The 25,009-nt window shown below is 61.5% G+C and carries 21 protein-coding genes and 1 pseudogene; 18 read left to right on the forward strand and 4 right to left on the reverse strand.

Translation table 11 applies throughout. The features are described from left to right. Nucleotides 1-6: 6 nt before the first annotated feature. Nucleotides 7-1,293 (reverse strand): CitMHS family transporter, encoded by a 1,287-nt coding sequence (locus tag GVN17_RS22155; protein ID WP_166597392.1) that lies wholly within the window; start codon nucleotides 1,291-1,293, stop codon nucleotides 7-9. Between the two features lie 108 nt (nucleotides 1,294-1,401). Then, a complete protein-coding gene (locus GVN17_RS22160; protein ID WP_166597393.1) occupies nucleotides 1,402-2,328 on the reverse strand; it encodes an SMP-30/gluconolactonase/LRE family protein in 927 nt (308 codons plus the stop codon). A gap of 326 nt (nucleotides 2,329-2,654) precedes the next feature. Here GVN17_RS22160 and GVN17_RS22165 point away from each other — a divergent pair, with 326 nt between their 5' ends. The 4 genes from GVN17_RS22165 (at nucleotide 2,655) to GVN17_RS22180 (ending at nucleotide 7,078) form a co-directional block, all read left to right on the forward strand. Further along, a complete protein-coding gene (locus tag GVN17_RS22165; RefSeq protein WP_166597394.1) occupies nucleotides 2,655-3,596 on the forward strand; it encodes a hydroxymethylglutaryl-CoA lyase in 942 nt (313 codons plus the stop codon). After that, complete coding sequence (locus GVN17_RS22170; RefSeq protein ID WP_166597395.1) at nucleotides 3,593-4,792, forward strand: CaiB/BaiF CoA-transferase family protein; 1,200 nt, start codon at nucleotides 3,593-3,595, stop codon at nucleotides 4,790-4,792. The genes GVN17_RS22165 and GVN17_RS22170 overlap by 4 nt, the downstream gene beginning before the upstream one ends. A gap of 88 nt (nucleotides 4,793-4,880) precedes the next feature. Continuing rightward, nucleotides 4,881-6,200, forward strand: a complete 1,320-nt coding sequence (locus GVN17_RS22175) for an MFS transporter (RefSeq protein ID WP_256665337.1) — start codon at nucleotides 4,881-4,883, stop codon at nucleotides 6,198-6,200. A gap of 116 nt (nucleotides 6,201-6,316) precedes the next feature. Continuing rightward, nucleotides 6,317-7,078, forward strand: coding sequence for an IclR family transcriptional regulator (locus tag GVN17_RS22180; protein WP_166597396.1), 762 nt, complete (start codon nucleotides 6,317-6,319; stop codon nucleotides 7,076-7,078). Between the two features lie 40 nt (nucleotides 7,079-7,118). Here GVN17_RS22180 and GVN17_RS22185 read toward each other — a convergent pair whose 3' ends face one another. Next, the gene (locus GVN17_RS22185) at nucleotides 7,119-7,868 is read right to left on the reverse strand and encodes a creatininase family protein (protein ID WP_166597397.1); all 750 of its coding nucleotides are present in this window, start codon (nucleotides 7,866-7,868) and stop codon (nucleotides 7,119-7,121) included. 132 nt (nucleotides 7,869-8,000) lie between these two features. After that, entirely contained in the window at nucleotides 8,001-9,716 is a 1,716-nt protein-coding gene (locus tag GVN17_RS22190) for an amidase (RefSeq protein ID WP_166597398.1), read from the reverse strand. Between the two features lie 225 nt (nucleotides 9,717-9,941). On the opposite strand from GVN17_RS22190, the gene GVN17_RS22195 reads away from it, so the two are divergent. The 14 genes and pseudogenes from GVN17_RS22195 to GVN17_RS22260 form a co-directional block, all read left to right on the forward strand. Then, nucleotides 9,942-11,180, forward strand: coding sequence for a SpoIIE family protein phosphatase (locus GVN17_RS22195; protein ID WP_166597399.1), 1,239 nt, complete (start codon nucleotides 9,942-9,944; stop codon nucleotides 11,178-11,180). 2 nt (nucleotides 11,181-11,182) lie between these two features. Beyond that, complete coding sequence (locus GVN17_RS22200) at nucleotides 11,183-11,752, forward strand: SiaB family protein kinase (protein WP_166597400.1); 570 nt, start codon at nucleotides 11,183-11,185, stop codon at nucleotides 11,750-11,752. Nucleotides 11,753-11,770: 18 nt separating this feature from the next. Then, nucleotides 11,771-12,157, forward strand: a complete 387-nt coding sequence (locus tag GVN17_RS22205) for a DUF1987 domain-containing protein (protein WP_166597401.1) — start codon at nucleotides 11,771-11,773, stop codon at nucleotides 12,155-12,157. A 14-nt stretch (nucleotides 12,158-12,171) separates the two neighbouring features. Beyond that, a complete protein-coding gene (locus GVN17_RS22210; RefSeq protein ID WP_166597402.1) occupies nucleotides 12,172-12,927 on the forward strand; it encodes a GGDEF domain-containing protein in 756 nt (251 codons plus the stop codon). 1,734 nt (nucleotides 12,928-14,661) lie between these two features. Next, nucleotides 14,662-15,198, forward strand: a pseudogene (locus GVN17_RS30045) (methyl-accepting chemotaxis protein); the annotation flags it as partial. A 104-nt stretch (nucleotides 15,199-15,302) separates the two neighbouring features. Beyond that, nucleotides 15,303-15,791 (forward strand): VOC family protein, encoded by a 489-nt coding sequence (locus GVN17_RS22220; RefSeq protein WP_166597404.1) that lies wholly within the window; start codon nucleotides 15,303-15,305, stop codon nucleotides 15,789-15,791. Between the two features lie 109 nt (nucleotides 15,792-15,900). Further along, complete coding sequence (locus GVN17_RS22225; RefSeq protein ID WP_166597405.1) at nucleotides 15,901-16,851, forward strand: LysR family transcriptional regulator; 951 nt, start codon at nucleotides 15,901-15,903, stop codon at nucleotides 16,849-16,851. Between the two features lie 748 nt (nucleotides 16,852-17,599). Beyond that, nucleotides 17,600-18,511 carry a dihydrodipicolinate synthase family protein gene (locus GVN17_RS22230; protein ID WP_166597406.1) on the forward strand — a complete coding sequence of 304 codons (912 nt, stop codon included), beginning with the start codon at nucleotides 17,600-17,602 and terminating at the stop codon, nucleotides 18,509-18,511. Further along, entirely contained in the window at nucleotides 18,504-20,021 is a 1,518-nt protein-coding gene (locus GVN17_RS22235) for an aldehyde dehydrogenase (protein ID WP_166597407.1), read from the forward strand. Before GVN17_RS22230 ends, GVN17_RS22235 begins: the two co-directional genes overlap by 8 nt. Then, entirely contained in the window at nucleotides 20,018-21,364 is a 1,347-nt protein-coding gene (locus GVN17_RS22240) for an FAD-binding oxidoreductase (RefSeq protein ID WP_166597408.1), read from the forward strand. Before GVN17_RS22235 ends, GVN17_RS22240 begins: the two co-directional genes overlap by 4 nt. A 63-nt stretch (nucleotides 21,365-21,427) precedes the next feature. Beyond that, nucleotides 21,428-22,276, forward strand: a complete 849-nt coding sequence (locus GVN17_RS22245; RefSeq protein ID WP_166597409.1) for a glycine betaine ABC transporter substrate-binding protein — start codon at nucleotides 21,428-21,430, stop codon at nucleotides 22,274-22,276. A 92-nt stretch (nucleotides 22,277-22,368) separates the two neighbouring features. Then, nucleotides 22,369-23,487, forward strand: a complete 1,119-nt coding sequence (locus GVN17_RS22250) for a glycine betaine/L-proline ABC transporter ATP-binding protein (RefSeq protein ID WP_166597410.1) — start codon at nucleotides 22,369-22,371, stop codon at nucleotides 23,485-23,487. Then, the gene (locus tag GVN17_RS22255) at nucleotides 23,484-24,332 is read left to right on the forward strand and encodes a proline/glycine betaine ABC transporter permease (RefSeq protein ID WP_166597411.1); all 849 of its coding nucleotides are present in this window, start codon (nucleotides 23,484-23,486) and stop codon (nucleotides 24,330-24,332) included. Before GVN17_RS22250 ends, GVN17_RS22255 begins: the two co-directional genes overlap by 4 nt. Beyond that, on the forward strand, nucleotides 24,329-25,009 hold a 681-nt coding region (locus tag GVN17_RS22260), incomplete at its 3' end, for a proline/glycine betaine ABC transporter permease (protein ID WP_166597412.1). The genes GVN17_RS22255 and GVN17_RS22260, both read left to right, overlap by 4 nt.

A 25,009-nucleotide genomic window follows, 5' to 3' on the forward strand; every position in this document is an offset into this window, starting at 1 on the left:
TGCACGTCAGTTGATGACCGTGATTGCGCCGATGGCGATGGCCGCGATCAGCATCACCAGCACGGTGCCGAAGGTCCATTTCAGCGAGACCCGCTGGTTGTCGCCGTAGTCGATGTCCAGCAGGCCGCACAGCAGGTAGGTTGAGGCCACCAATGGGCTGAGCAAGTGAACCGGCTGGCCGATCAGCGAGGCGATGGCCATTTCGTGGGAGCCAATGCCGTAGTGGGCGGCGGTTTCGGCGAGGATGGGCAGCACGCCAAAGTAGAATGCATCGTTGGTCAGCACGTAAGTGAACGGCATGCTCAGCAGCGCCGTGATCACCGACATACCGTGTCCGGCCTGCTCCGGCAGGATGGCGATCAGGTTGTCAGAAATGGCTTTGATCATCCCGGTGCCGCCCATGATGCCGACGAAGATCCCCGCCGCGAAAATCAGCAGGGTCACGGCCAGCACATTGTCGGCGTGACGGCCGATGACCTCTTTCTGTTGTTTCAGCGTCGGGTAATTGACCAGGCAGCCAAGCCCGAACGCGACCATGAACAGGATCGGCAGCGGCATCAGGCTGAGCATCATCGAGCTGATCAGGGCGACGGTCAGCACCACGTTGAACAGAAATTTCGGGTCGCTCAGGCGAATGTGCGCGTAGCCTTCCAGCACTTTGTCTTCGCTGACACTGACGATACCCAGGCGGCGATATTCCATCCGGCCCAGCCACCACGCCGCGAAAATCACCCACACGCCACCGGCGATCATGATCGGCACCATCTGCAGAAACAGCTCGGTGATGTCGGCGTGCATGGCACTGGCCGCCCGCGAGAACGGCCCAGCCCAAGGCAGAATGTTCATCACCCCGATGGCCAGCAGCAACACGGTTGCCATGACCTGCAGACGAATGCCGGTCAGACGATAGAGTGGCAAAAAAGCCGCCGTAGCGATGATGTAGGTGGTGGCGCCGTCGCCATCGAGCCCGACGCACAATCCCAGCACGGCGGTGCCGACGACGATCTTGCGCGGATCACCCTTGACCAGCCGCAGCAGCACCTTGATCAGCGGGTTGAACAGCCCGGCATCAGTCATCATGCAGAAGTACAGGATCGCGAACGTGAGCATGATCCCGGTGGGGGCGAGCATCTTCACGCCGTCGTACATCATGCCGCCTAGTTGCGTGGCGAAGCCGCCGAGGCAACCGAAGGCAATCGGCACCAGCAGCAGCGCCACCAGCGGCGAGAGGCGCTTGCTCATGATCAGGTACATGAAGCAGGCGATCATGGCGTAGCTCAGAAAGATCAACATGGGCGTCCCTTTTATTGGTTTTGTCGGGAGCGAGCGCAACGGGGCTCGCTTTCTTCAGGTCGAACGAAACCCGTGCGCCTGGCGCACAGGGTTCAGCGGATTAAGGGCCTAGCGGTGCGAGAACATCGGCTGGCCGCTATGGGGCAAGTCGGCGACCAGGATGGAGCCGGTGGAGGAATCGGTGATGAACAATTGCCGATTGCCCTCGCCACCGAACGCCAGGTTGGTCAGGGTGCGGCCTTCGGTGCACGAGCGGATGCGGTACAGCGGCACGGCGTGAGGGTCGAACACCCAGACGCAGCCATTTCCGGCATCGCACACATAGAGGTTGCCTTCGCTGTCCAGTGCCATGCCGTCGGCGCCACTGACGCCCCCGGCCATGGCTGTGAAAATCCCTACTTTGCTGGTGCCGCCATCGCGTTGGATTGGCAGGCGCCAGACCGCATTGCCCCGTGTCATCGCCACGAACAGCGCGTTCTGCGCCAGGTCCATGACCAGGCCGTTGGGGCTCGGACCGTTGTCGATCAAGCGCATGAGGGTTTGCTTGTCCAAGTCATAGGCATAGACGCGACCGGTCGGGTCTTGCTGTCCGGTCTGGCCTTGATCGGTGAAGTACAGCTTGCCGCTGGCATCGAAGAACAGGTCGTTGACGCCCTTGAAGCCTTCACTGCGGCTGTGGGTGAGGAAGGGGGTCACCGTTCCGGTGTGCGGATCGAGGGTCAGGATCCCATGCTTGTAATCGGCGATGAAAACCCGCCCGTCGCGGTGGATTTTCAAACCGTTGGGCCAGCCATCGTATTCGGCGATCAAGGTCCAGTGGCCCTGAGAGTCGATGCGCAGGATGCGGCCGTAGGGGATGTCGGTGACGTAAAGATTGCCGTCCCGGTCGAAGGACGGCCCTTCAAGAAAGCTTTTGACCTTCTGCCCGGGCTTGTTGGCGCGTACCCAGTCGGAGTCGCCGTCTTTGCAGAAAGCTTCGGGCAGCGTGGTGAACACGCGGGTCGGCAAATCGCGAGGCGGGGCGTACAGGCTCACAGGATCAGCTCCTACGGGGGCGAACGGGAAAGCACCGATCTTGCCGGTGACGAGGCCTTTTCGCCATGTTGTTATTGTTCTATCAGACAGAACGTCATGTTTTCTGACAGAACAAGGTTCAACTTTATTTTTTCGGCTGTCAACCCGCCGGATTGGTCAGGATGGCATTACGTGATCCCGCCTGACACTCCCGATCAATCTTATAAGCGCTGGCGTATGACTCGGGGTGAGTAGCATTGACAGTGAGATTTTATCGGCTCATGATTATTTCAGAACACCGTTCTATCAGATAGAACAACCGCATTCCAATACCCGGAGACCCGGCGATGAACCCGAACAACAACGTAGACATCCTGATCAGCGAGGTCGGCCCCCGCGACGGCCTGCAAAGCGTCAGCGCGACCATGCCCACGGCGCTCAAGCTTCAATGGCTGACGGTGCTGGCCGACGCGGGCTTGAAAGAGATCGAGGTCGGTTCGTTCGTTTCTCCGAAACTGCTGCCGCAAATGGCCGATGCCGCGGAGCTGGTGGCGCACATGCGTCAGCGATCTGATGTGTTCGTCACCGCACTGGTGCCGAACCTCAAGGGCGCCGAAGCGGCGTTCAACGCGGGCGTGCAGAAGATCACCCTGCCTATTTCCGTCAGTGAACCCCATTCCCTGGCCAACATCCGCAAGACCCACCCACAGGTGTACGACGAAGTGCGCGCGGTCATGGCCCTGCGCAACGAGCGCTTCCCTCATGTCGAGGTCGAGGCCGGGTTGTCGACGGTGTTCGGTTGCACGATTCAGGGCGAGGTGCCGGAAGACGATGTGCTGCGCATGGCCCTGACCATGGTTGAGCTGGGCGTCGATGAGGTGGGACTCGCCGACACCGTGGGGTACGCCAATCCGGCGCAGGTGCGTCGCGTGTTCACGCGTCTGCGCAATGAGATCGGCAGCAAGGCCGGCAGCGCGCATTTCCACAACACCCGCGGCCAGGGCCTGGCCAATGTGGTCGCGGCGCTGGACGTCGGCGTGACCACCATCGATGCCTCTCAAGGCGGCATCGGCGGTTGCCCCTATGCGCCGGGGGCGTCGGGCAATATCGTGACCGAGGATCTGGTCTACCTGCTCGAATCCATGGGCCTGCGCACCGGCGTGGACATCGACAAGCTGGTGGCCGCTCGTACCTGGCTTAAACAGGGCCTGCCGGGAGAGCCGCTGTATGGCTTCATTCCGGACGCAGGCGTCGGCAAGAATTTCCACTACGCCGGAGGCGCGCGATGAGCCTGCTCAATCAGAAGCTTCAGGCGCTGCCGCTGGCCGGCGTGCGCGTGGTCGAGTTCGTGCACATGGTCATGGGCCCGACCTGCGGGTTGGTTCTGGCGGATCTTGGCGCCGAGGTGATCAAGGTCGAGCCCGTTCCGGAAGGCGACAATACCCGTCGTCTGACTGGTTCCGGCGCGGGCTACTGGATGACTTACAACCGCAACAAGAAAAGCTTCGCGGTCGACATCAAGACTGAGGAGGGCATGACCGCCGTGCGCAAGCTGATCGAAAGCGCTGACGTGGTCACCGAAAACTTCCGCCCTGGCGCCATGGATAAACTCGGCCTGGGCTACGAGCAGGTCAAGTCGATCAAGCCGGACATCATTTACAGCTCGATGAAAGGTTTTCTGCCGGGGCCGTATGAACATCGCACCGCGCTGGACGAGGTGGTGCAGATGATGACGGGCCTGGCCTATATGACAGGCCCGGAAGGCCGTCCGTTGCGCGCAGGGGCGTCGGTGAATGACGTCATGGGCGGCATGTTCAGCGCCATCTCGATTCTGGCGGCGCTGTGGCAGCGCAAGCACACCGGGGAAGGGCAGTTCGTGCAGACCGGCCTGTTCGAGAACTCGGCGTTTCTGGTGGGGCAGCACATGATGCAGATGGCGACCACCGGCAAGCCGGCGGCACCGATGCCGAGTCGCTTATCCGCTTGGGCCATCTACGACGTGTTCAATACCTTGGGCGATGAGCAAGTGTTCATGGGCGTGGTCAGCGACAGCCAGTGGGTCAATTTTTGCGAGCGTTTTGGTTTTGCCGAACTGGGCCGTGATCCTTCGCTGGCGAAAAACACCCAGCGCGTTCAAGCCCGAGAAAGGATCTTGCCGCCGGTCCGTGAACGGCTGGCGCAGATGAGTAAACAGGAGGTCATGGACCTGTGCGAACAAACCGGGCTGCCGTTTTCACCGATCCAGCGTCCGCAGGACCTGTTCGACGACCGGCACCTCAACGAGTCGGGTGGCCTGGCCCATCTGACGCTGGAAGATGGCGAGGCGGTCAAGGTGCCGATGCTGCCTTTCGAGATGAATGGCCGTCGCTTCGACACCCGCCTCAATGTGCCGTCGCTGGGCAGTCACTCCGCCGAGTTGCTGGAAGAAATGGGCTACGCCTCGGGTGACATCGACGCGCTGCGCGGACGTGGCATCGTTCGCTGACACCCCGCTGGAACGGATTCCCTGATGCCTGTCGCTGACGGACATCCCGCCGTCAGCCTTATAAAAATAATTGGTGAGGAACCCCGTCATGGCCATCGTCACGACCCCCCCGCACAGCAGCGACGTCGCCAGTGTGCGCCCCCTGGATGCCGAACAGACCCGCGTCCTGCATAAAGCCGCTTGGCGCTTGATCCCGTTGCTTGCGCTGGCGTATTTCTTCAATTACCTGGACCGCACCAGCGTTGGCTACGCGGCGTTGCAGATGACCGAGCAACTGGGCTTGACCGCCACGCAGTTTGGCTTGGGCGCGGGCATCATGTTTTTCGGTTACTGCTTGTGCGAAGTGCCGAGCAACCTGGCGATGTACCGTTTCGGCGCCCGCTTGTGGATGGCGCGGATCATGATCACCTGGGGCCTTGCTGCCGCCGCGACCGCGATGATTGTAGGGCCGTACAGCTTTTATATCGTGCGCCTGATCCTCGGCATCGCCGAAGCGGGTTTCTTCCCTGGCGTGATCTTCTTTCTGACCCTCTGGTTCCCGGCGCAATACCGCACGCGGGTGCTGGCCTGGTTTACCGTGGCCACACCGATCTCGTTCCTGGTCGGCGGGCCGCTGTCGATCTGGCTGCTGCAAATGCACGGTTTGCTGGGGCTCGCGGGCTGGCAGTGGATGTTCCTCATCGAAGGGGTTCCGGCGTGCATCCTCGGGTTGATCACCCTCAAGGTGCTGACCAATCACCCGGCCGAGGCCAAATGGCTGACCGCCGATGAGCGCGAGGTGCTGACCGGGATGTTGGCCGAAGAGCAGGGCAAGGGCCAGCACAGCCACGGCTTCAAGGCGGCGCTGAAAGATCCGCGCGTGTGGATTCTCAGTTCGATCACCTTCAGCTTCACCCTCGGTTCCTACGGCATCGGCATCTGGTTGCCGCAGATGCTCAAGGCCCATGGTGTGGAGGTCAGCATGATCGGCTGGGTGGCGGCGATCCCGTACTTCTTTTCCACCGTGGCGCTTTTGATCTGGGCCAAACACGTGGACCGTACCGGCAAGGGCATTTTCAACCTGACGCTGGCGATGTTGCTGGCAGGCTTTGCGTTGATCCTGGCGCTGCAGATGGACGCGCTGATTCCGGCACTGGCGGGCATCACCCTGGCGTTGATCGGCACCATCGCCGGCAAAACCATTTTCTACACGTTGCCGGGCAATTTCCTGCGCGGGCAGGCAGCGGCGGGGGGGATTGCGCTGATCAATTCCATCGGTGCCTTTGGCGGTTTTGTCGGGCCGTACCTGATGGGCTTCTTGAAGGATTACACCGGTTCGTTCACAGCGGGTCTGATGGTGATGGGCTGCATCATGTTCATCGCCGCGGCCATGGTGGTTTCGCTGCGATTGTTTTTGCGCGAGGCGTGAGGCGGGCTGCACTTTTTTCGAAAGGTATCCGGCTGCTCTGATATTGTCTTGCGGGTCGGCGGGGTGGTTTGCGAATCACCTGCCGCCCGCGAGCGACGAATCGACAATGAGTGTCTATGAATACCGAATCCGAAAAGAATCTCCCTGAGCAGGCCCAAGCAGAAAGCGGGGTGGCGGCCGTCGACCGGGCCTTTGCCATTCTGTCGGCCTTCAACATTGAACAGGACTGCCTGACCCTGGCCGAGATCGCACGGCGCACAGGGTTGTACAAAAGCACAATCCTGCGCCTGATCGCTTCGCTGGAAAAAGCCGGGTTCGTCCGTCGTCTCAGCGATGGTCGCTATTCCGTGGGACCTGAGCCGCTACGTTTGTCGCAGCTGTACCAGACCTCGTTCCGGCTGCGCGATGTGATCCATCCGTTGCTGGAATCGATCACCGAAGAAAGCGGTGAGACCTCTTCCTTTTATGTGCTGGAAAACGGCAGCCGCGTGGTGCTGTTCAGGGTAGAACCCAAGCGGGCGGTGCGCGTGTCGGTGCTGGAAGGCGCGCGCTTTCCGCTGCAGGCGGGTGCGTCCGGCAAGGTACTTCGGGCGTTCACGCGCAATGTCGATCCGGCGCTGACCGAGGTTCGCGAGCGTTTTTGGGCGTGTTCCTACGGCGAGCGCGACCCTGAGACCACGGCCGTGTCAGTGCCGGTGTTCGCCATGGGGTATGAATTGAAAGGGGCGTTGACCTTGTCCGGCCCGTCCGACCGTCTGCTTAAAGAACACATCGAACACGCGGCGTCGATCCTGCTGCGCAACGCAGCCATCGCCACCAACGCGCTGGGGGGCAATGATGCCGAGTTGCGCGAGGCTCTCAAGCGGTTGAACCCCTGACGGCCGAGGCAAGTCGACCGTCAGCGCACACGCTGATGAATCAGCCGGGCAGCAATTCCCGGCTGAACGCTTCCACTTCCTTCACCAGGCCCTTGGCCGCCAGCCTCACCAATTCTCCGCCTTTTTCCGCGGTCGCCAGCGCAGGGTCCGAGCCCATGCGGCCGTCGGGAAAGCGTGCGCGGAAATCCCCGGCCTCACGGATCGGACCGGTCGGCGCGATTTGCGGGGAGTAGTCGGCCGACTTGATTGCGTCGGGATAGGCCCATTGCGTCACGGCGATTTCCGATGGCGTGGCGTGGGAGCCATGGCCCACCGGAAATTGCGCGTGGGCCAGTTTGCCGACGCCTTCCAGATCCCACCAGTTGCACAACTTCAGCGCAAAACCTGCGGGGCGTCTGGCAAAGCTGGCTTCGGCGTACAGCTCGGAGAACGCCGCTTCAATCGATGCGATGTTGCCGCCGTGGCCATTGAGGAAAAGGATTTTTTCGAAGCCGTGGCCCGCCAGCGAGCGAGTCCAGTCGCCGATGGCGGCGATGAAGGTCGATGGGCGTAGGGAAATCGTGCCGGGAAAACCCAGGTGGTGCTGGGCCATGCCAATGTTGAAGGTCGGCGCGATCAGGATGTCGGCGTCTTTTTGGGCTTCTTCGGCGATGATCTGCGGGCACATCCAGTCAGTGCCGAGCAGGCCGGTGGGGCCGTGTTGTTCGTTGGAGCCAATGGGAACAATGATCGTGCGGCTGCGCGTCAGAAAGTGTTCGATCTCGCGCCACGTCGACAGATGGAGAAGCATGTTCAGGTCCTCGTTCAGTTTAAAAGCGATGGCAAAAGCTGTGGAGCGCCGCCGTAGCAGCACGGCTTGCCGGCGGTAGCGGCCTTGGAATCGCTACCGCCGGAAAGCCGGACCGCTACAGGGGGAGCGGCATCAACCTGCGTTTCGCTCCAACGGCGGCGTGCGCGGTGGCACTTGGCGCTTGCTGCCTGTGGCCTCGAACGCCGAGGCCAGTCGCAGCAACGCCGAATCGTCGTAGGCGCGGCCGGCGAAGGTCAGGCCGACGGGCATGCCGATGTCGGGCATGACGCCCATGGGCACGGTGACGGTGGGCACGCCGAGGTGGCGGATGGCGAGGTTGCCGTTGGCGACCCACACGCCGTTGCTCCAGGCGATGTCGGCCGACGCCGGGTCAACGTCCGAGTTGGCGGGCGCGACGTCGGCGACGGTCGGGAACAGCACCGCATCCAGCCCCTGCGCGTCCATCCAGTCTTCCAGGTCCAGCTTGCGGGTTTTTTCCAGCCCACGCAGGCCGTCCGGCAACGTCTCGATTTCATTCCACGGCGTGATGCCGCGTTCCGCCATGCGTACGTATTCGTCCATGCCCGCCGCCAGATCGCCCTCGCGGTTTGGCAGGGTGCCGGGGTCGTGAGGGAAGATCTTCGGGCCGTCCACGTCCGCCAGCTTATTGAGCTTCGGGTCGCCGTTGGCGCGCAGAAAGTCATCGAAGGCCCAGGCCGTCAGGTCCCACAATTCGTGGTGCAGGAATGCCTTGGAAACGATGCCGCGATTGAACACGGTCGGCGCGCCGGGGCGGTCGCCCTCGCAGTTGGAGACCAGCGGGAAATCAACCTCGATCACTTCCGCGCCCGCGGCTTCCAAGGCCTTGCGGGCCTGCTGCCACAGCCCGATCACCGAAGGGCGGGTGTGAATGCGTTGCCCGGTTGGGCCACCAACGCCCGGCGCCTCGCTGGTGCCCGCGTCGAGGTCGGCATTGATGTACATGCGCGGGATGCCCAGACGCTTGCCCGCCAGCGCATCGGCCTTCACCGCCAATTCGGCGTAGGAGGCCGGACGCACCGACGCGACGGGCGGAATCGGCACCCACGGCTGCAATCGCCACAGGTCACCACGGGTGTCCGGGTCTTCCACGACCACCACGTCCAGCACTTCCAGCAGGTCGGCCATGGTGCGGGCGAACGGCACGACCACGTCCATGGTAGGGGTCAGCGGCCAGTTGCCGCGCACTGAAATCACGCCGCGCGACGGGGTGTAGGCGCACAGGCCGTTGTTGGACGCCGGGCCACGGCCGCTGGACCAGGTTTCTTCCGCCAGCCCGAACGCCGCGAAGCTGGCCGCCGTTGCGGTCCCGGCGCCGTTGGAGGAGCCGGACGCAAACGGAGCGGTCAGAAAGTCAGCGTTGTACGGGCTTTCCGCTCGGCCGTAGACGCCGCGCTGCATGCCGCCATTGGCCATCGGCGGCATGTTGGTCTTACCCAGGCAGATCGCCCCGGCTGCACGCAGGCGTTCGATGGTAAAGGCATCGCGATGGGCGACCAGATTCTCAAAGGCCGGGCTGCCCGACGCGGCGGTCAGGCCCTTGACCAGATAACTGTCCTTGGCCGTGTACGGGATGCCGTCCAGCGGACCAAGGGTTTTTCCTTCGGCGCGACGCTGGTCGGCGGCTTCGGCTTCTTTAAGGGCGTCGGGATTGCGCACGACCACGGCATTGAGCGCGGTGTCGGTCTGCGCGCCGTCGTAGGCGTCAATGCGCGCCAGATACGCGTTGACCAACTCGACCGAGGTGGTCTGACCGGAGGCCAGTGCAGCGCGCAATTCAGCGATGGAGACTTCGGTGACTTCGATCATGCTGCCACCGCCGAGTGAGGAATGAATGAGGTCTTGAATGGGCTTTTCATCGTGCTTTCCGTTTCATGGCGCGCGTCCAGACAAGGCTTGGCGCGCTGAATGTGTAATCCGGGTGCTGTATTTAACACCAACTCGGGCAACGGAGGCAGGAGAGGTTTGTTGTAACATCATCTTAACATCACCTTGCTAAGGTGCCCGCTTCCGTCCGGCGCAGTGGCCACGAGCATGCAGGCAGAACACTTCACTTTCACCCGGCCGAAGTTGCCCAGGGACCACCGCTGTGCCGGTGATCTGTGCAATGAGGTGCCGGGTATCGAGTCCAACAGCACCAACGACCGGGTCATGGAGATCTTCAGTGCTCATCGTGAGCGGGCCTGCCTGGCCGTGCTGGAAGGCGAGCGCCCCATTGGACTGATCAACCGCAACATTTTCCTGTCGCAGATGAGCAAGCCGTTTCATCGCGAACTCTACGACAAGAAAAGCTGCATCGCCTTCATGGACAAAGAACCGCTGATCGTCGATGCGCAGATGAGCATCGAAGACCTGACGTTCAAGACGGTCGAGTTCGGCGAAAAGGCCTTGGCGGACGGTTTCATCGTCACCCGTAATGGGCGCTTTGCCGGGTTGGGCAACGGTCTGGAACTGATGGCCGTGGTCGCCGCCATGCAAGCTGAAAAAAATCGCCAGATGATGCAAAGCATCGAATACGCCAGCGTGATTCAGCGGGCCATGCTGCGCGCCTCTCGCGATGCGCTGGCGTCCACGTTGGGCGACGCCGCGCTGTTATGGGAACCGCGAGACGTGGTCGGTGGCGATTTCTACCATTTCAGCGCCTACCCCGAGGGTTGGTTTGGCGCGATTGCCGACTGCACCGGCCATGGCGTGCCTGGCGCATTTATGACGCTCATCGCGTCCTCCTCGCTGACCCAGTCGCTGGAGCGTTTCGGACCTCGCGACCCTGCGCAGTTGCTGGCGGCGGTCAACCGCAGCGTCAAGGAACTGCTGGGGCAGGTCGATGGCCAGGACGACACCCCGGAGTCCGATGACGGCCTCGATGCGTCCTTTTTCTGGTTCGACAACGCCAGCCGCTCCCTGAGTTTCGCGGGCGCACGCATGGCCTTGCACGTGCTGCACCCGGATGCCGATCAGGTGCAGACCATCGCCGGGCAACGCATGGGCGTCGGCTACGTGGGCAGCGATTTCGATTACCAATGGTCGGTCAGCACGGTTCCGATGCAGCCCGGCAGCCTCATGTTCATCGCCACCGACGGCCTGATCGATCAGATCGGCGGCCCGAAACGCATCGCCTTCGGCAAACGCAAAGCCTTCGACGCTCTGCTGCAATACCGCCGCGAATCGTCCGCTGCTATCTGTGAAGCGTTGCAAGGGGCGCTGGCGCTGTGGCAGGCGGATCAGGCTCGGCGCGACGATTTGACCCTATTCTGTGCCCGCATTCAGGAATGACGATGTTCAACTCAGAAACCGCCCAGCAGGACTGCACGTTTTTCGACCTGGCCCAACAGCGAAACGTGATTTTCTATCACATGGGTTATTTCTCACATCACATCATCTCGGCGATGGCTGAGGTGGTGAAGCTGCAACTGGAGATCTCCGGGGTTAGCGGGCCGACGCGACGCAAGCTGTTTTCCTCGTTCGTCGAGCTGTCCCAGAACATCATCCATTACTCGTCCGACGCTTTGAGCGGTTCGGCCCCCGACGAGTCCGGCCTGCGTCAGGGCGCGGTGTGCATCAGCACCGATGGCGAGCGTCATCAGATGCTCTGCGCCAACCCGATCGCCACCGCCGACACCGAACGTCTGCGCGAAAAGCTGGAGCCGCTGCGCAACATGACGATCGAGGAAATCAAACAGGCCTACAAAGTCACCCTGCGTGCCGAGACGCCGGAAGACAGCAAGGGCGCCGGTCTGGGCTTCCTGACCATGGCCCGGGACGCCAGCGCGCCGCTGGAGTTCGGGTTTCATCCGCGCGCCGATGACCCGGACACGACGCTGTTTTGCCTTAAAGCCACTATTTGAATTGAGCGACGCTTAGCCATGGACAACGTCTACATCGAAGCAACGGCCACTTCCCCGGAAATCGACTTTCGTTTCGACCAGAACCTTCTGTCGATGAAGGGCGAGTCATACCCGGAAAACGCAGCCGCCTTTTACTCGCCCATTGTGGAGCAACTGCGCACCTACCTGGCTGGCAAGGAAGGCGCAACGATCACCGCCAACATCGCGCTGGCGTATTTCAACAGTTCCAGTACCAAGATGCTGTTCAGCATTTTCGACGCCTTGGACCAATGCGCCGAAGACGGCAACGGCATCGAAGTGAATTGGTACTACGACGAAGAAGACGAGACGATTTTCGAATTCGGTGAAGAACTGAAAGCCGACTTCACGTCGATTGTCTTCAACGACCGTCCGATCACGACGTGAAGAGGCTCGTGGACATGGCAGCCTCCGTCGCTTCGCGAGACCCTTCCGGCCAGCCGGCGCCTGACTTGTTCAAGAGCGAGGCCGAGGCCCTTGAACAGGTTCGTTCGGTGCTGGCATTGCCGCATGCCGACGCCGAAGTCTACCGCACATCGTTGTCGGGTCTGGCGACTCACTACGAGCGGCTGATGCGCGAAACCCGTCGCCTGATTGGCCGCAGCGACCGGGCGGAGCGCGAGATGAACGCGCTCAACGCGCAGTTGCAGACCCTGGCGCGCCAGCTTGAATACCGGGCCACCCACGACGCGCTCACCGGGGTGCTGAATCGCGGCGCGATCATCGACATGACCGCCCAGGCGCTGATGCGCACGGGGGCGGTAATGATCGTGCTCGACATCGACCATTTCAAACACGTCAACGATGAATTCGGTCACCCGGCGGGCGATGCCGTGATTCAGGGCATCGTCGAGTGCCTGCGCAAGATCGTCGGCGAGAAAGGCGCCATTGGCCGGGTCGGCGGCGAGGAATTCACCGTGCTGATTCCCGGTGGCCAACTGGAGGAGGGCCTCGCGCTGGCCGAAGCGATGCGCCAGGCCGTCGCGGAACACGTTTTCGGCGACCCGGTGAATCGGGTCATCACCGCGAGTTTCGGCGTCAGTGCCAATCCCGTCGGCACCAGCTTCGACCTGGCCTACGGCCTGGCGGATACCGCGCTGTATCACGCCAAGCGCCAAGGCCGAAACCGAGTGGAAGTCGCCGACGAGGCGGAATGATTGTTCGGTTATATAAATCAGTTATTCAGCCCAAACAAAAACTAACCGGTTCGTTAATAACGAGCCGGTCTTAGTTCTATTACGTCGTACAACTTTCCACTAACGACCTCGCCTAGAGACTCACCGGTCATCTTTTATACCGCGGCGTTTTATATGGTTGCGGAGTTGAAGGAAGCGAGTATATGCTGGCACATAGATATCAAACTAATAATAGACCTGGCAGGGCTGCCGCGTGTGCATATTCGGACAGTCTTGCCGACTGACTTTTTATGCCATCCGAGAACCTTCATGTCTAACCGCTCTTTACACTTCAAACTGTTCTGGACCGCGCTGATCGGCGCTGTGGCGGTCCTGCTGCTGTTGCTGGCGTCCGTTGCCTACGTGGCTTACGGGTCGGCGGTCAAAGAAAATACAACGCTGGTCGATACCCTCGTCAAAGAAAACGCGAGGGCGGTCGAAGTAGAACTTGGCGTGGGCTATTCAATTGCAGACTCGCTTGCCAGTGTTGCCATTGCCATGCAACACGAACATGTCGATCGTAAAACCGCTGATGCCACTTCGCGCGCACTTCTGGAATCCAATTCCCAATTATTGGGATTGGGTCAGTATTGGGAGCCGAACGCATTCGATGGCAAAGACAGCGAATTCGTCAATCAACCCAATCACGATGCAACCGGCCGTTACCTGACGTATTGGAACCGGGCGAGCGGGGTGGTCAAATCCGAGCCGCTGGTGGGCTATGTGCCGGAAAACGCCGACAACCAGTATTACTACCGTCCGCTGCACACCGCCAAAGCCTGGGCCTCCGAGCCATACGCCTACAAAACCGCCAGCGGCCAGCAATTGATGCTGACCTCGATCATGGTGCCGCTGGTGCAGGGCGGCAAAACGCTGGGGGTCGCGGGAGTCGATATTCCCCTTGAAGGCATCAATAAACAGCTGTCGACCATCAATGTGTTCAAGGGCTACGGCGCGTTGGTGTCGAGCGACGGTCTGTACGCCAGTCACCCGGATAGCAAACGTTTGGCGCAGCTCGCGGACGACCTGCCTGTCGCGGCGAGAGAGGCGATCAAGGCCGGTCAGCCCTACAACTTCGAAAGCAATGGCTGGACCTACGCGCTGCGGCCGGTGCAGATTGGTGAAGCACCGAACCATTGGTCACTGATGATTGCCTACCCGCAGGCCGAGGCCATGGCGGGCATCAACCACTTCCTCTATGTCGCCGTGCTGGTGGGCCTGGCGGGGTTGTTGGTGCTGGCGCTGGTGCTGTGGAACCTGCTCGGTTGGCAGATTCGTCCGCTGTCGGGGCTCACGGTCGGTATCCAGGGATGGAGCGGCGAGCTGGGCCTGCGTTTCGAACAACGCAGCGGCGACGAGACCGGCAAGCTGGCGGGCGCCTTCAATCAGTTCATTCAGCGCCTCGGCGGGCTGGTCGGCACCATTCGCCACAGCAGCGGCGCGTTGATGCAGATTTCCACGCAACTGGGCGACACCACCCAAGCCGTGGCCGAGCGGGCGACCGCGCAACACACGGCCACGGAAGAAATGGCCAGCGGTGTCACGGCCCTGGCGCACTCGGTGACCGAGATGGCCCAACAGGCCGAGGACGTCGAGCAACTGGCGCGCAACACTGAAGCGCTGACGACGCACATCTCCGACGACATGAGCCAGACCCTGGCGGGCATCACCCACATCGACCAGACCATGGACGTGGTGGCCGGGGCCGTCGGCGATCTGGAAAAACGCTCCCAACAAATCGCCGGCATCATCGCGGTCATCCGCAGCATCGCCGACCAGACCAACCTGCTGGCCCTCAACGCTGCCATCGAAGCGGCGCGGGCAGGGGAGCAGGGCCGAGGATTTGCAGTGGTCGCCGATGAAGTCCGGCAGCTGGCCGAACGCACCAGCCGCTCGACCGGTGAAATCGGCGAGATGATCGGCGCCATCGGCTCGGACGTGCGCAACACCGTGGCCAACGTTCAGCAGGTCGGTGAAGCCGTGCGCACCGGTGTTTCGCAATTGACCACTTCTTCTGAAGGCGTCGTGCAGATCCGTCAGCACGCCCGCGACATCCTCACTCGCATCAGCGAAGTGGCCCGCCAGACCCAAAGCCAGGCGGCCACGGGCGAGCAACTGTCGGTGGCGATTCAGGGCGTGAGCCGCATTTCCGAACAGAACGATCAGGCGATCCGCGTGTTGCTCGATCAATCGGTCGAACTGCGCGACCAGGCCGGATCCCTGGACAAGCAACTCACGCAATTCCGCGATTGAAAGCAGACGGGTCAGCGCTCGTCCGACTGACCCTCTCTCGCGTTCGCCGTTGTGACGGACGGGACTAGACTGACCTTTCAATTCTTCGTTTCTGGAGAACCGACATGGTCAGCAAAAACACCCTCTGCCTCTGGTACAACGGCGACGCGCTGGAGGCCGCAGCGTTCTACGCCAAGACGTTCGTCGACAGCGAAGTGAAGGCCGTCCATCACGCCCCGAGCGATTACCCGTCCGGCAAGGAAGGAGACGTCTTGACCGTGGAATTCACGGTCATGGGCATCCCCTGCATCGGGCTCAATGGCGGTGCCGAATTCGTACACAGCGAGGCGTTTTCTTTTCAGGTCGCCACGGACGATCAGGCGGAAACCGACCGCCTGTGGGACGCGATCATCGGCAACGGCGGCGAGGCCAGCGTCTGTGGCTGGTGCAAGGACAAATGGGGCCTGTCGTGGCAGATCACCCCGCGCGTGCTCACCCACGCGTACACCAGCACCGACAAGGCCGCAGCCAAACGGGCGTTCGCGGCAATGATGAACATGACCAAAATCGACATCGCCACCATCGAGGCCGCCGTTCGGGGCGAGTCGGCGTAGGCGTTGCCCGCGCTTTCGGCTAATCTCCCGCCTGCCCCACGGGTGCAGGCGGTCTGCGCAGGCCTGCTCCCCTCATCCTGCATCGAATCGGAATCCACGCCCTCACGTTATGGTCAAACACATCGATCCGGATATGACGCTGCTGAAAATGCCTTCGCTGAAAGCAGTGAAGTCGTTCGTGGCGGCGGCCAAATACCAGAGTTTCACCCGCGCTGCCGAGGCGTTGTGTGTCACGCAAGCGGCCATCAGCCGACAGATTCGCGAGCTGGAAACGTACCTTGGCGTCGAGCTGTTCAAGCGGGTAGGGCGCGCCGTGGCGCTGACCGAAGCGGGGGCGATCTTTTTCGACGCGGCGCAGATGTCCTTCGTCAACATCTCCCAGGCCGCCGAACGCATCCGCAGCCACAACGCCGGGAAGCGCGTGTTGACCCTGTGTTGCTCGCCGGCTTTTTCGGCGTTGTGGCTGTCGGCCAGACTGCCGACGTTCTTCAGCGAGAACCCGGACATCGACTTGAACCTGATCACGACGCAGAACTTCCTGTCGATGGAACCGGGGGTGCGGCCAGATATCTTCATCACGAAAATGGCCAAGATCCAAGACGGCTACCGCAGCTATCCGTTGTTTCACGACGTGATCTACCCGGTGTGCACGCCGGAGTACCAGGCGGCGCACCCTGAACTGGCGTCGCTGACGGGACTGCGCGACAGCGGGTTGCTGAACCTGAGCCCGTATGGCCGCTCCCAAGTGGCAGAGCATGTGGATTGGGGCGTGTGGTTTGCCTTTCACGACGTCGATATCGATGACCGACCCCACGACAGCCCCCACCTGCTGAACGCCAACGACTACAACCTGATCATCAGCATGGTGCTCACTCATCAGGGTGTGGCCTTGGGGTGGAACCATCTTGTGGCGGCGCTGGTGGAACAGGGGAGGCTGGTGCGGCCCGTGAAGGAGGAAGTGGTGTTGACGGAGAGCCAGCATTACCTGACGTTCCGCGAAGACCGCGAGAAAGACGAAGCGTGCTGCCGGTTGCGGGATTGGGTGTTGGGGCAGTTTTAGTTCAGGAACAACTCGCTTCGATGCCGTGCACAGGTCTTGACCTGGACACTTTTCAGCTGTGGGAGCGACGCATGATGTTCTCGCGTCAAACGCAATACCGCAGAAGCCGTGCGGGGGGCTACTTGGAAATAATGCATGGCAAAAAAACCTGAGATGCTCTAACCGAATCTTTTGCCCTTCATTTACCCAGAATTCCCCCTCAAAAACCCCCAATCGATAACATCAGCTTATGGATTGATGAGCGTAAAAGTTTCTTGTTCCTAGCCTCAAACGCCACGTAATCTTCACCCAAGCCGCCAGCCATCACCGGGACGAAAACCGGGATTCGAGACGTGCAAAAAGACCGCCGGGGCTGCCCCGGACGGACTTAAAACAAGAAACCGTCGTCACTGCCAATTGGGATAGATACGGTCCATGCTCCAGATGATTGAGTTACCTCTGCCCACTGTCGAACAACGCCTTTCTGCTTTTCCGGCGCTGTCTCGACGACATGAATTCTAAAGACCCAGGTCACCCCATCGCCCCAGTGAAAAGGACGGGCGTGGAATAACGGTTCGCTCGCGCTGCTGATAACAGTTGAGGCCCCCTTGGCCGAACACTCCGCTCACGTTCCGACTTGAGCGCACGGCACCCCTGCGTCCGTACACAACTGAACATGTTTCACCACGGAATCTTCCTCTTGTTTATCCGGGGATTGTTTTGTGCTGCTCATTGAACGCTCGCGCCCTACTTATTCGGAGAAGACGTCTTGAAATTCGAAGGCATATATACACCGGCGGTGACGCCCCACACGCTTGATGGTGAAATCGACTGGGGCGTCTTTTCAGAAGTTCTGGAATCGCTGATCGAAGCGAAAGTTCACGGCATCATCATTGGTGGCTCCACCGGCGAGTATTACGCCCAGACCGCCGAAGAGCGTCTGAAGTTGGCGGCCCACGCCAAGGAAGTCATCGGTTCCCGCGTGCAATTGATCGTCGGCACCGGCGCCATCCGCACCGAAGATGCAGTGATGTACGCCGAAGACGCCAAGCGGATCAAGGCTGACGCGATCCTGGTCACGACCCCGCCGTACGCGCTGCCCACCGATCAGGAAAACGCCATCCACGCGTTGACCATCGACCGCGCCGCCAACTTGCCGATCATGTTGTACAACTATCCGGGCCGTATGTCCGTGCAAATGAACGAGGATTACCTCGCGCGCGTCGGCAAGTCAAAGAACGTTAAAGCCATTAAAGAAAGTTCCGGCGACATGGGCCGCGTGCACTTATTGGCCCGTGAATTCCCACATATTGCGCTGTCCTGCGGTTGGGACGATCAGGCATTGGAATTCTTCGCCTGGGGCGCCAGAAGTTGGGTGTGCGCCGGTTCTAACTTCCTGCCAAGAGAACACGTCGCGCTGTATGAAGCCTGCGTGCTGGAAAAGAACTTCGATAAAGGTCGGCAGATCATGTCCGCGATGATGCCGCTGATGAACGCCCTCGACGGCGGCAAGTTCGTGCAATGCATCAAGTTCGGCTGTGAATTGAACGGCTTGAACGTCGGGGATGTGCGTGCGCCATTGCGCCCCCTCAACTCTGATGACAAACGCAGCCTTCAGACCGTTATCACCAACGTGAAACGCACCGTCGCACACATCACCTCGGGAGCCAGCAATGCGTGATCTTCTAACCGCGGCCGAATATGCCGCCATCGCTCAGTCGATGTCGTTTCCGAACAACGCGTTCATCAACGGTGCCTTCAAACCCGCGCTGTCCGGCAACACCTTTGCCACCATCAATCCGGCCAATGGCGAACACCTCACCGACATCGCGGCGTGCAACACCGACGACGTGGACTACGCCGTAAGCAAGGCCAAAGAGGCCTTCGACGATGGCCGCTGGCGGCTGCTGCCACCGGGCGAGCGCAAGGCGGTGCTGCTGAAATTCGCCAAATTGCTGGAAAACAATCGCCACGAGCTGGCGGTGCTGGAAAGCCTCGACAGCGGCAAGCCAGTGCGCGAGTGCCAGTTGGTCGATGTGCCGGACACGATTCACACCCTGCGCTGGCACGCCGAAGTCATCGACAAGCTCTACGACCACACCGCCCCGGTGGGCAATGACGCGCTGACCCTGGTGGTGCGCGAGCCCATCGGTGTCGTCGGCTGCGTGCTGCCGTGGAATTTCCCGCTGCTGATGCTGGCGTGGAAAATCGGCCCGGCGCTGGCCTCCGGTTGCTCGGTGATCGTCAAACCGGCCGAGCAAACCTCACTCACGACATTGCGCGTGGCTGAATTGGCCTTCGAAGCAGGCGTACCGGCGGGCGTGCTGAACATCGTCACCGGCACCGGCAAGGACGTCGGCGAACCGATCGGCCTGCACAAACACGTGGACATGGTGAGCTTTACCGGGTCCACCGCCACCGGGCGTCGCTTCCTGCATTACGCAGCGGATTCGAACCTCAAGCGCGTGGTGCTGGAGTGCGGCGGCAAAAACCCGGCCGTGGTGATGGACGACGCTGAAGACCTGGACCTGGTCGCCGAGCACGTGGTCAACGGCGCGTTCTGGAACATGGGCGAAAACTGCTCCGCCACCTCGCGTCTGCTGGTGCACGCGTCGGTCAAGGACGAATTGCTCAAGCGCATGGGCGCGTACCTGCGCGAATGGAAAATGGGCGACCCGCTGGACCCGCAAAACCGCGTTGGCGCGCTGGTCAGCAGCGACCATTTCGAGAAAGTGAAGTCGTACCTCGATTACGCCAGCAGCGGCCATCTGGAAGCGGTGTACGGCGGCGACACTCAGGACGGCGCGTACGTTCAGCCTACCGTTATTGACGGCGTGGACCGCGACAGCCGCCTGTTCCAGGAAGAAATTTTCGGCCCGGTGCTGTCGGTCACCACTTTCAATTCGATCTCCGAGGCCATCGCGCTGGCCAACGACACGGCGTACGGCCTGGCCGCCTCGGTGTACACCGGCAGCCTGCGCAAGGCGATCAAACTGTCGCGGGAAATTCGCGCCGGCATCGTCACCGTCAACTGCTTCGGCGAGGGCGACGCGTCCACTCCGTTCGGCGGTTACAAGGAGTCCGGTTTTGGCGGTCGCGACAAGTCGGTGTTTGCCCACGACCAGTACACCGAGATCAAGACCATCTGGATCGACGTGTCCGATCGCTCGGTAGACGAGACCGTAAAATGAGCCAGCACACCATCAAGCGGCTGCCGGTGGACACCGGTGTTTCAGGCTGGGAGGCGATCTCCACGCGTTCGACCCCGGTGCGAATGCTTGATAGGAACGTGTCGGCGGACTGGCTGATCATCGGTGCGGGATTCGCCGGTCTTTCGGCGGCCCGTCGGCTGTCCCAACTGCGTCCTCAGGACCGCATCGTGGTGGTCGATGCCCATGAAATCGCCAAGGGCCCGGCGGGGCGCAACTCCGGTTTCATGATCGACGTGCCCCACAGCCTGTCCACCGGTGAATATTCGGTGGGCGGCGAATCGGCCACGGCGCTGGAAATCGAGCAGAACCGCTTCGCCATCGATTTCGCTGCACAGGCCGCTTTCGAATACGGCATGTCGCCGCACACCTTCGACCCGTCCGGGAAGATCAACGCGGCGGCCACCGAACGCGGCCTGAAGCTGAACCTCAAGTACGCGAAATCGCTGGCGGGCATCGGCGAGAAACACGAGCTGTTCGACGCCGCGCAGATGCGCGAGATCACCGGCTCGCGTTATTACCACGGCGGGCTGTACACCCCTGGCGCGGTGATGATTCAACCGGCGCAGTACATCCGCGACCTGGCGGGCGGTCTGGCGCAGAGCGTCACGTTGTACGAACGCTCGCCCATCGTCGAGCTGTCGAAATCCGGCGCCGGCTGGGTGGCGAAATCCCACAAGGGCCGGGTATCGGCACCCAAGGTGATTCTCGCGGTCAACGGCCACATCGAAGACTTCGGGCATTTTCAGGGACGGCTGCTGCACGTCTTCACCTACGCGTCGATGACCGCGGCCTACAGCGACGATCAGTTCTCGCGCAGGGCCTCCGGTCACGATCGCTGGGCGTTGCTCCCCGCCGACCCGATGGGGGCGACGGTGCGCAAGATCTCGGAAGACGGCCTGTCGCGGATCGTCATCCGCACCAAATTCACTTACGACCCGACCATCACCGTGACCCCGAAACGGGTCGCGCAAGTGGCCATGGAGCAGCGGCAATCCCTCGACGCGCGCTTTCCGGAATTGAAAGACACGCCCATCGAATTCAGTTGGGCGGGGCGTCTGTGCCTGAGCCGCAACAGCGTCCCGGCGTTCGGAGAGGTGGAAGAAAACCTCTACGCCGCCTGCTGCGAAAACGGCCTGGGCACGGTGAAAAGCACCCTGGCGGGCGTCATGGCCGCCGAGCTGGCAACGGGCATGGGTTCCGACTTCCTGCGGCGCTTCAGTCAGGCACCGGAGCCGAGCAAATTGCCGCCGCGTCTGCTGACGCAACTGGGGGTGAGTTCGGTGATTCGCTGGCAAGAGTTAAGAGCGGGGCGTGAGGGGTAAACGCGGTATCGGGTTCGAAAAACACCAACACTCAAGTTTCATCAACGTAGATCGGGGAATGCCATGAAGAACATCTGGAAGGCCGTTTGCGCGGTGGCTGTCGTGGGCGTGATGACGCTGCCGGTTCAGGCAGAGGAAAAGACCATCACCGTCGGGACCATGAACTGGGAGGATCTGACGCCCATCACCGGCATCACCAAGAAAGTCCTCGAAGACTCCGGCTACACCGTCAAGGTGGTGGAGTTCTCCGAGTGGGGCATCGCCTACGCCGCGCTGACCAAGGGCGACGTGCAGGTGCTGGCTTCGCAGACCGACTACGCCGCGTCCGACTACTGGAACAAGAACAAGAACCGTCTGGAAAAACTCTCGCCAGTGTCCCACGGCCTCTATCAAGGCCTGGCCGTTCCGAAGTACGTGGACATCGACTCCATCGAACAACTGAACGCCAACGCCGACAAGTTTGGCGGCAAGATCATCGGCATCGAGCCGGGGTCGGGCCTGATGAAAGACGCCACCAACGTGGTCAAGGGCTATGACCTCAAGCTGCAGCTGGTGGAAGGCAGTACCGCCGCGATGACCGCTGCGCTCAAGTCCGCCGTGGACCGCAAGGAGCCGATCGCGGTGACCATCTGGGAGCCGTCGTGGATGGTGCAGAAATACGACGTGAAATTCCTCAAAGACCCGAAAGGCATCTTCCCGCCGCCACAGGGTTACTACTGGATCGGTCACAAAGGCTTCGCGGCTGATTACCCCCACGCTCGCGAGCTGATGGCCAGCGTCTACGTGCCGATTGCCGACATCACCGGGATCAACACCCAGGTCAAGGACGGCAAGACCATGGACCAGGCCGTCAAGGACTGGACCGACAGCCACGCCGACCTGCTCAAGCGTTGGGAAAACGTCAAGAACTGAGTGAAAAGCTGAGCGATTGCTGCACCTTTTTTGCCACTGCCGCCTTTTGATCAATGAGAGAAGTCAGCACCACTGACTCGACGGGTTACGACATGACTACGGCTAAAATCGATACGAACGAAGTGCTGGTGGATTGCCAGAACGTCTGGAAAATCTTCGGGAAAAGCGCACCTGCCGCGATGAACGCTGTCGTGCAGCAAGGCCTGACCAAGAGCCGGATTCTGCAAGATTTCAGCTGCGTGGTCGGGGTCTCGGACGTCAGTCTCCAGGTTCGCCGTGGAGAAATCTTTTGCATCATGGGATTGTCCGGCAGTGGCAAGTCCACCCTGATCAGGTTGCTCAATAAGCTGATCACCCCGAGCTCAGGCAAGGTCATCGTCAAAGGCAAAGACCTGTCCGCCCTGAGCCCGGCCCAATTGCGTGAAGTCCGTGCCCGCCACATCGGCATGGTCTTCCAGAGCGTGGCGCTGCTGCCCAACCGCACGGTGCTGGAAAACACCGCGTTCGGCCTGGAAGTGCAGGGTATCGGCAAGGCCGAGCGCTATCAGGTGGCGGAGCGTGCGCTGGCGAAAGTCGGCCTCAGCGAGTGGTCCTCCCGCTACCCGAGCGAGCTGTCCGGCGGCATGCAACAGCGTGTCGGTCTGGCCCGTGCCATTACGGCGGACCCGGAAATCATCCTGATGGACGAGCCGTTCAGCGCCCTCGACCCGTTGATTCGCCGACAGCTGCAAGACGAATTCCGCCAACTGACCAAAGAGCTGGGCAAGTCGGCGGTGTTCATCACCCACGACCTCGACGAAGCGATCCGCATCGGTGACCGCATCGCGATCATGAAGGACGGCGCGATCATTCAGGTCGGCACCGCCGAGGACATCGTGCTCAACCCGGCCGACGATTACGTGGCGGAGTTCGTGGCGGGCATCTCGCGCTTGCATCTGGTGAAAGCCCATTCGGTGATGACCCCGGTCGATGCCTACAAGGCCGCCAACCCCGGTTGCGACATTCAGCGCTTGACCAAAACCTCGCCCAGCGCCGACATCGACGAACTGATCGGCCTGACCACGAAGTCCGAGCGCGACGCGCTGGCCGTCGTGGAAAACGGCAGTGTCGTCGGCATCATCACCTCCCGCGACCTGCTGCGGGGCGTGCAGGGCATTCCCAACGAATTCGCGGCCTCGGCGAACGTCGCGGCGCTGGAGGCCTCGGCATGAACACGCCTGATTTTTCCAGTCAATTCGACGAGGCCATCGACTCCGCACTGGGGTGGCTGGCCGACCACGGCGAGTTTCTGTTTGATGCTGCCAACAGCGCTTTGACCGGTTTGTACAAGGCCGTGCTGTGGTGCATCGCCTGGCCGCCGTTCTACGTCGTGGCGATCATTTTTGCGTTGCTCGGCTGGCGCTTGATTGGCGTGCGGTTTGCGATCCTGTCGGGCCTGGCCTTGGCGTTTTGCGCGTTCATCGGGCTGTGGCCGGAAACGGTGAGCACGCTGGCGTTGGTGCTGACGGCGACCTTTCTCGCGTTGGTCGTGGCCATACCGCTGGGCGTGCTGGCAGGGCTGACTCCGGCGTTCGACCGGGTCGTCGATCCCTGCCTGGACCTGGTGCAGACCATGCCGCCCTACATCTACCTGCTGCCCGCGATTGCGCTGTTAGGCTACGGCCCGGCCACGGCGTTGCTGGCGACCTTCATCGTCGCGCTGCCACCGGCCTTGCGCCTGACCTCGCTGGGGATTCGCATGACCCCCAATCACTTCATCGAACTGGGCGACGCCAGCGGTGTGACCGGCTGGCAAATGTTCTTCAAGATCCGCCTGCCGTTCGCGATGCCGAGCATCATGGCCGGGGTGAATCAGAGCCTGATGATGGCCTTCGGCATGGTGGTGATCGCCGGGATCGTCGGTTCCGGCGGGCTGGGTGAATCGATCTACGGCGCGGTGCGCACGCTGGACATCGCCAAGTCGATCAACGCGGCGATTGCCATCGTCATCCTGACCATGATCCTCGACCGCCTGGCCCAGAGCGCAGCCCGGTCGCGCACGGGAGAAGCCCAATGACTGCGGACCTGCGTTTTTCCCCCGGCGAATTCCTCGCCCCGGCCATCGACTGGCTGAACGCCAATCTTCATGGGCTGTTCGTGTTCATCAGCCAGATCGTGGAAGCGGTATTGGGGCTGGTGGAGCGCGTGCTGTTGGCGCCCCATCCTTACGTGCTGATCGGCATCGTGTTCGTCGCGGCGTTCGTTTTCGCCACTAAACGCGTGGCGGTGTTCGCCGCGCTGATGTTGGCGTTCTGTCTGTTCTCCGGGCTGTGGGTGGCGTCGATGCAGACCATCGCGCTGGTCTCGGTGGCGGTGCTGATTTCGGTGGCCATCGCATTTCCGCTCGGCGTGCTGGCGGCGCGGGTCAAGCGCGTGGATGACGCGTTTCAGCCGATCCTCAACATCATGCAGACCGTGCCGCCATGGGTGTACCTGATCCCGGCCGTGATCCTGTTCAGCCTCGGTCGGGTGCCCGCGATCATCGCCACCATCGTCTACGGCATTCCGCCGATGCTGCGCCTGACCACGCTGGCCTTCAAGCAACTGCCCAAGGATCTGCTGGAACTGGGGCAGGCGTCCGGGGCGTCGCCCAAGGACATTTTGTTCAAGATCGAACTGCCCACCGCCGCGCCGACCCTGTTGGTGGGGCTGAACCAGTGCATCCTCATGTCGCTGGCCATGGTGGTGCTGGCG

This window comes from Pseudomonas sp. SLFW (assembly GCF_009905615.1).
Taxonomy (GTDB): domain Bacteria; phylum Pseudomonadota; class Gammaproteobacteria; order Pseudomonadales; family Pseudomonadaceae; genus Aquipseudomonas; species Aquipseudomonas bambusae.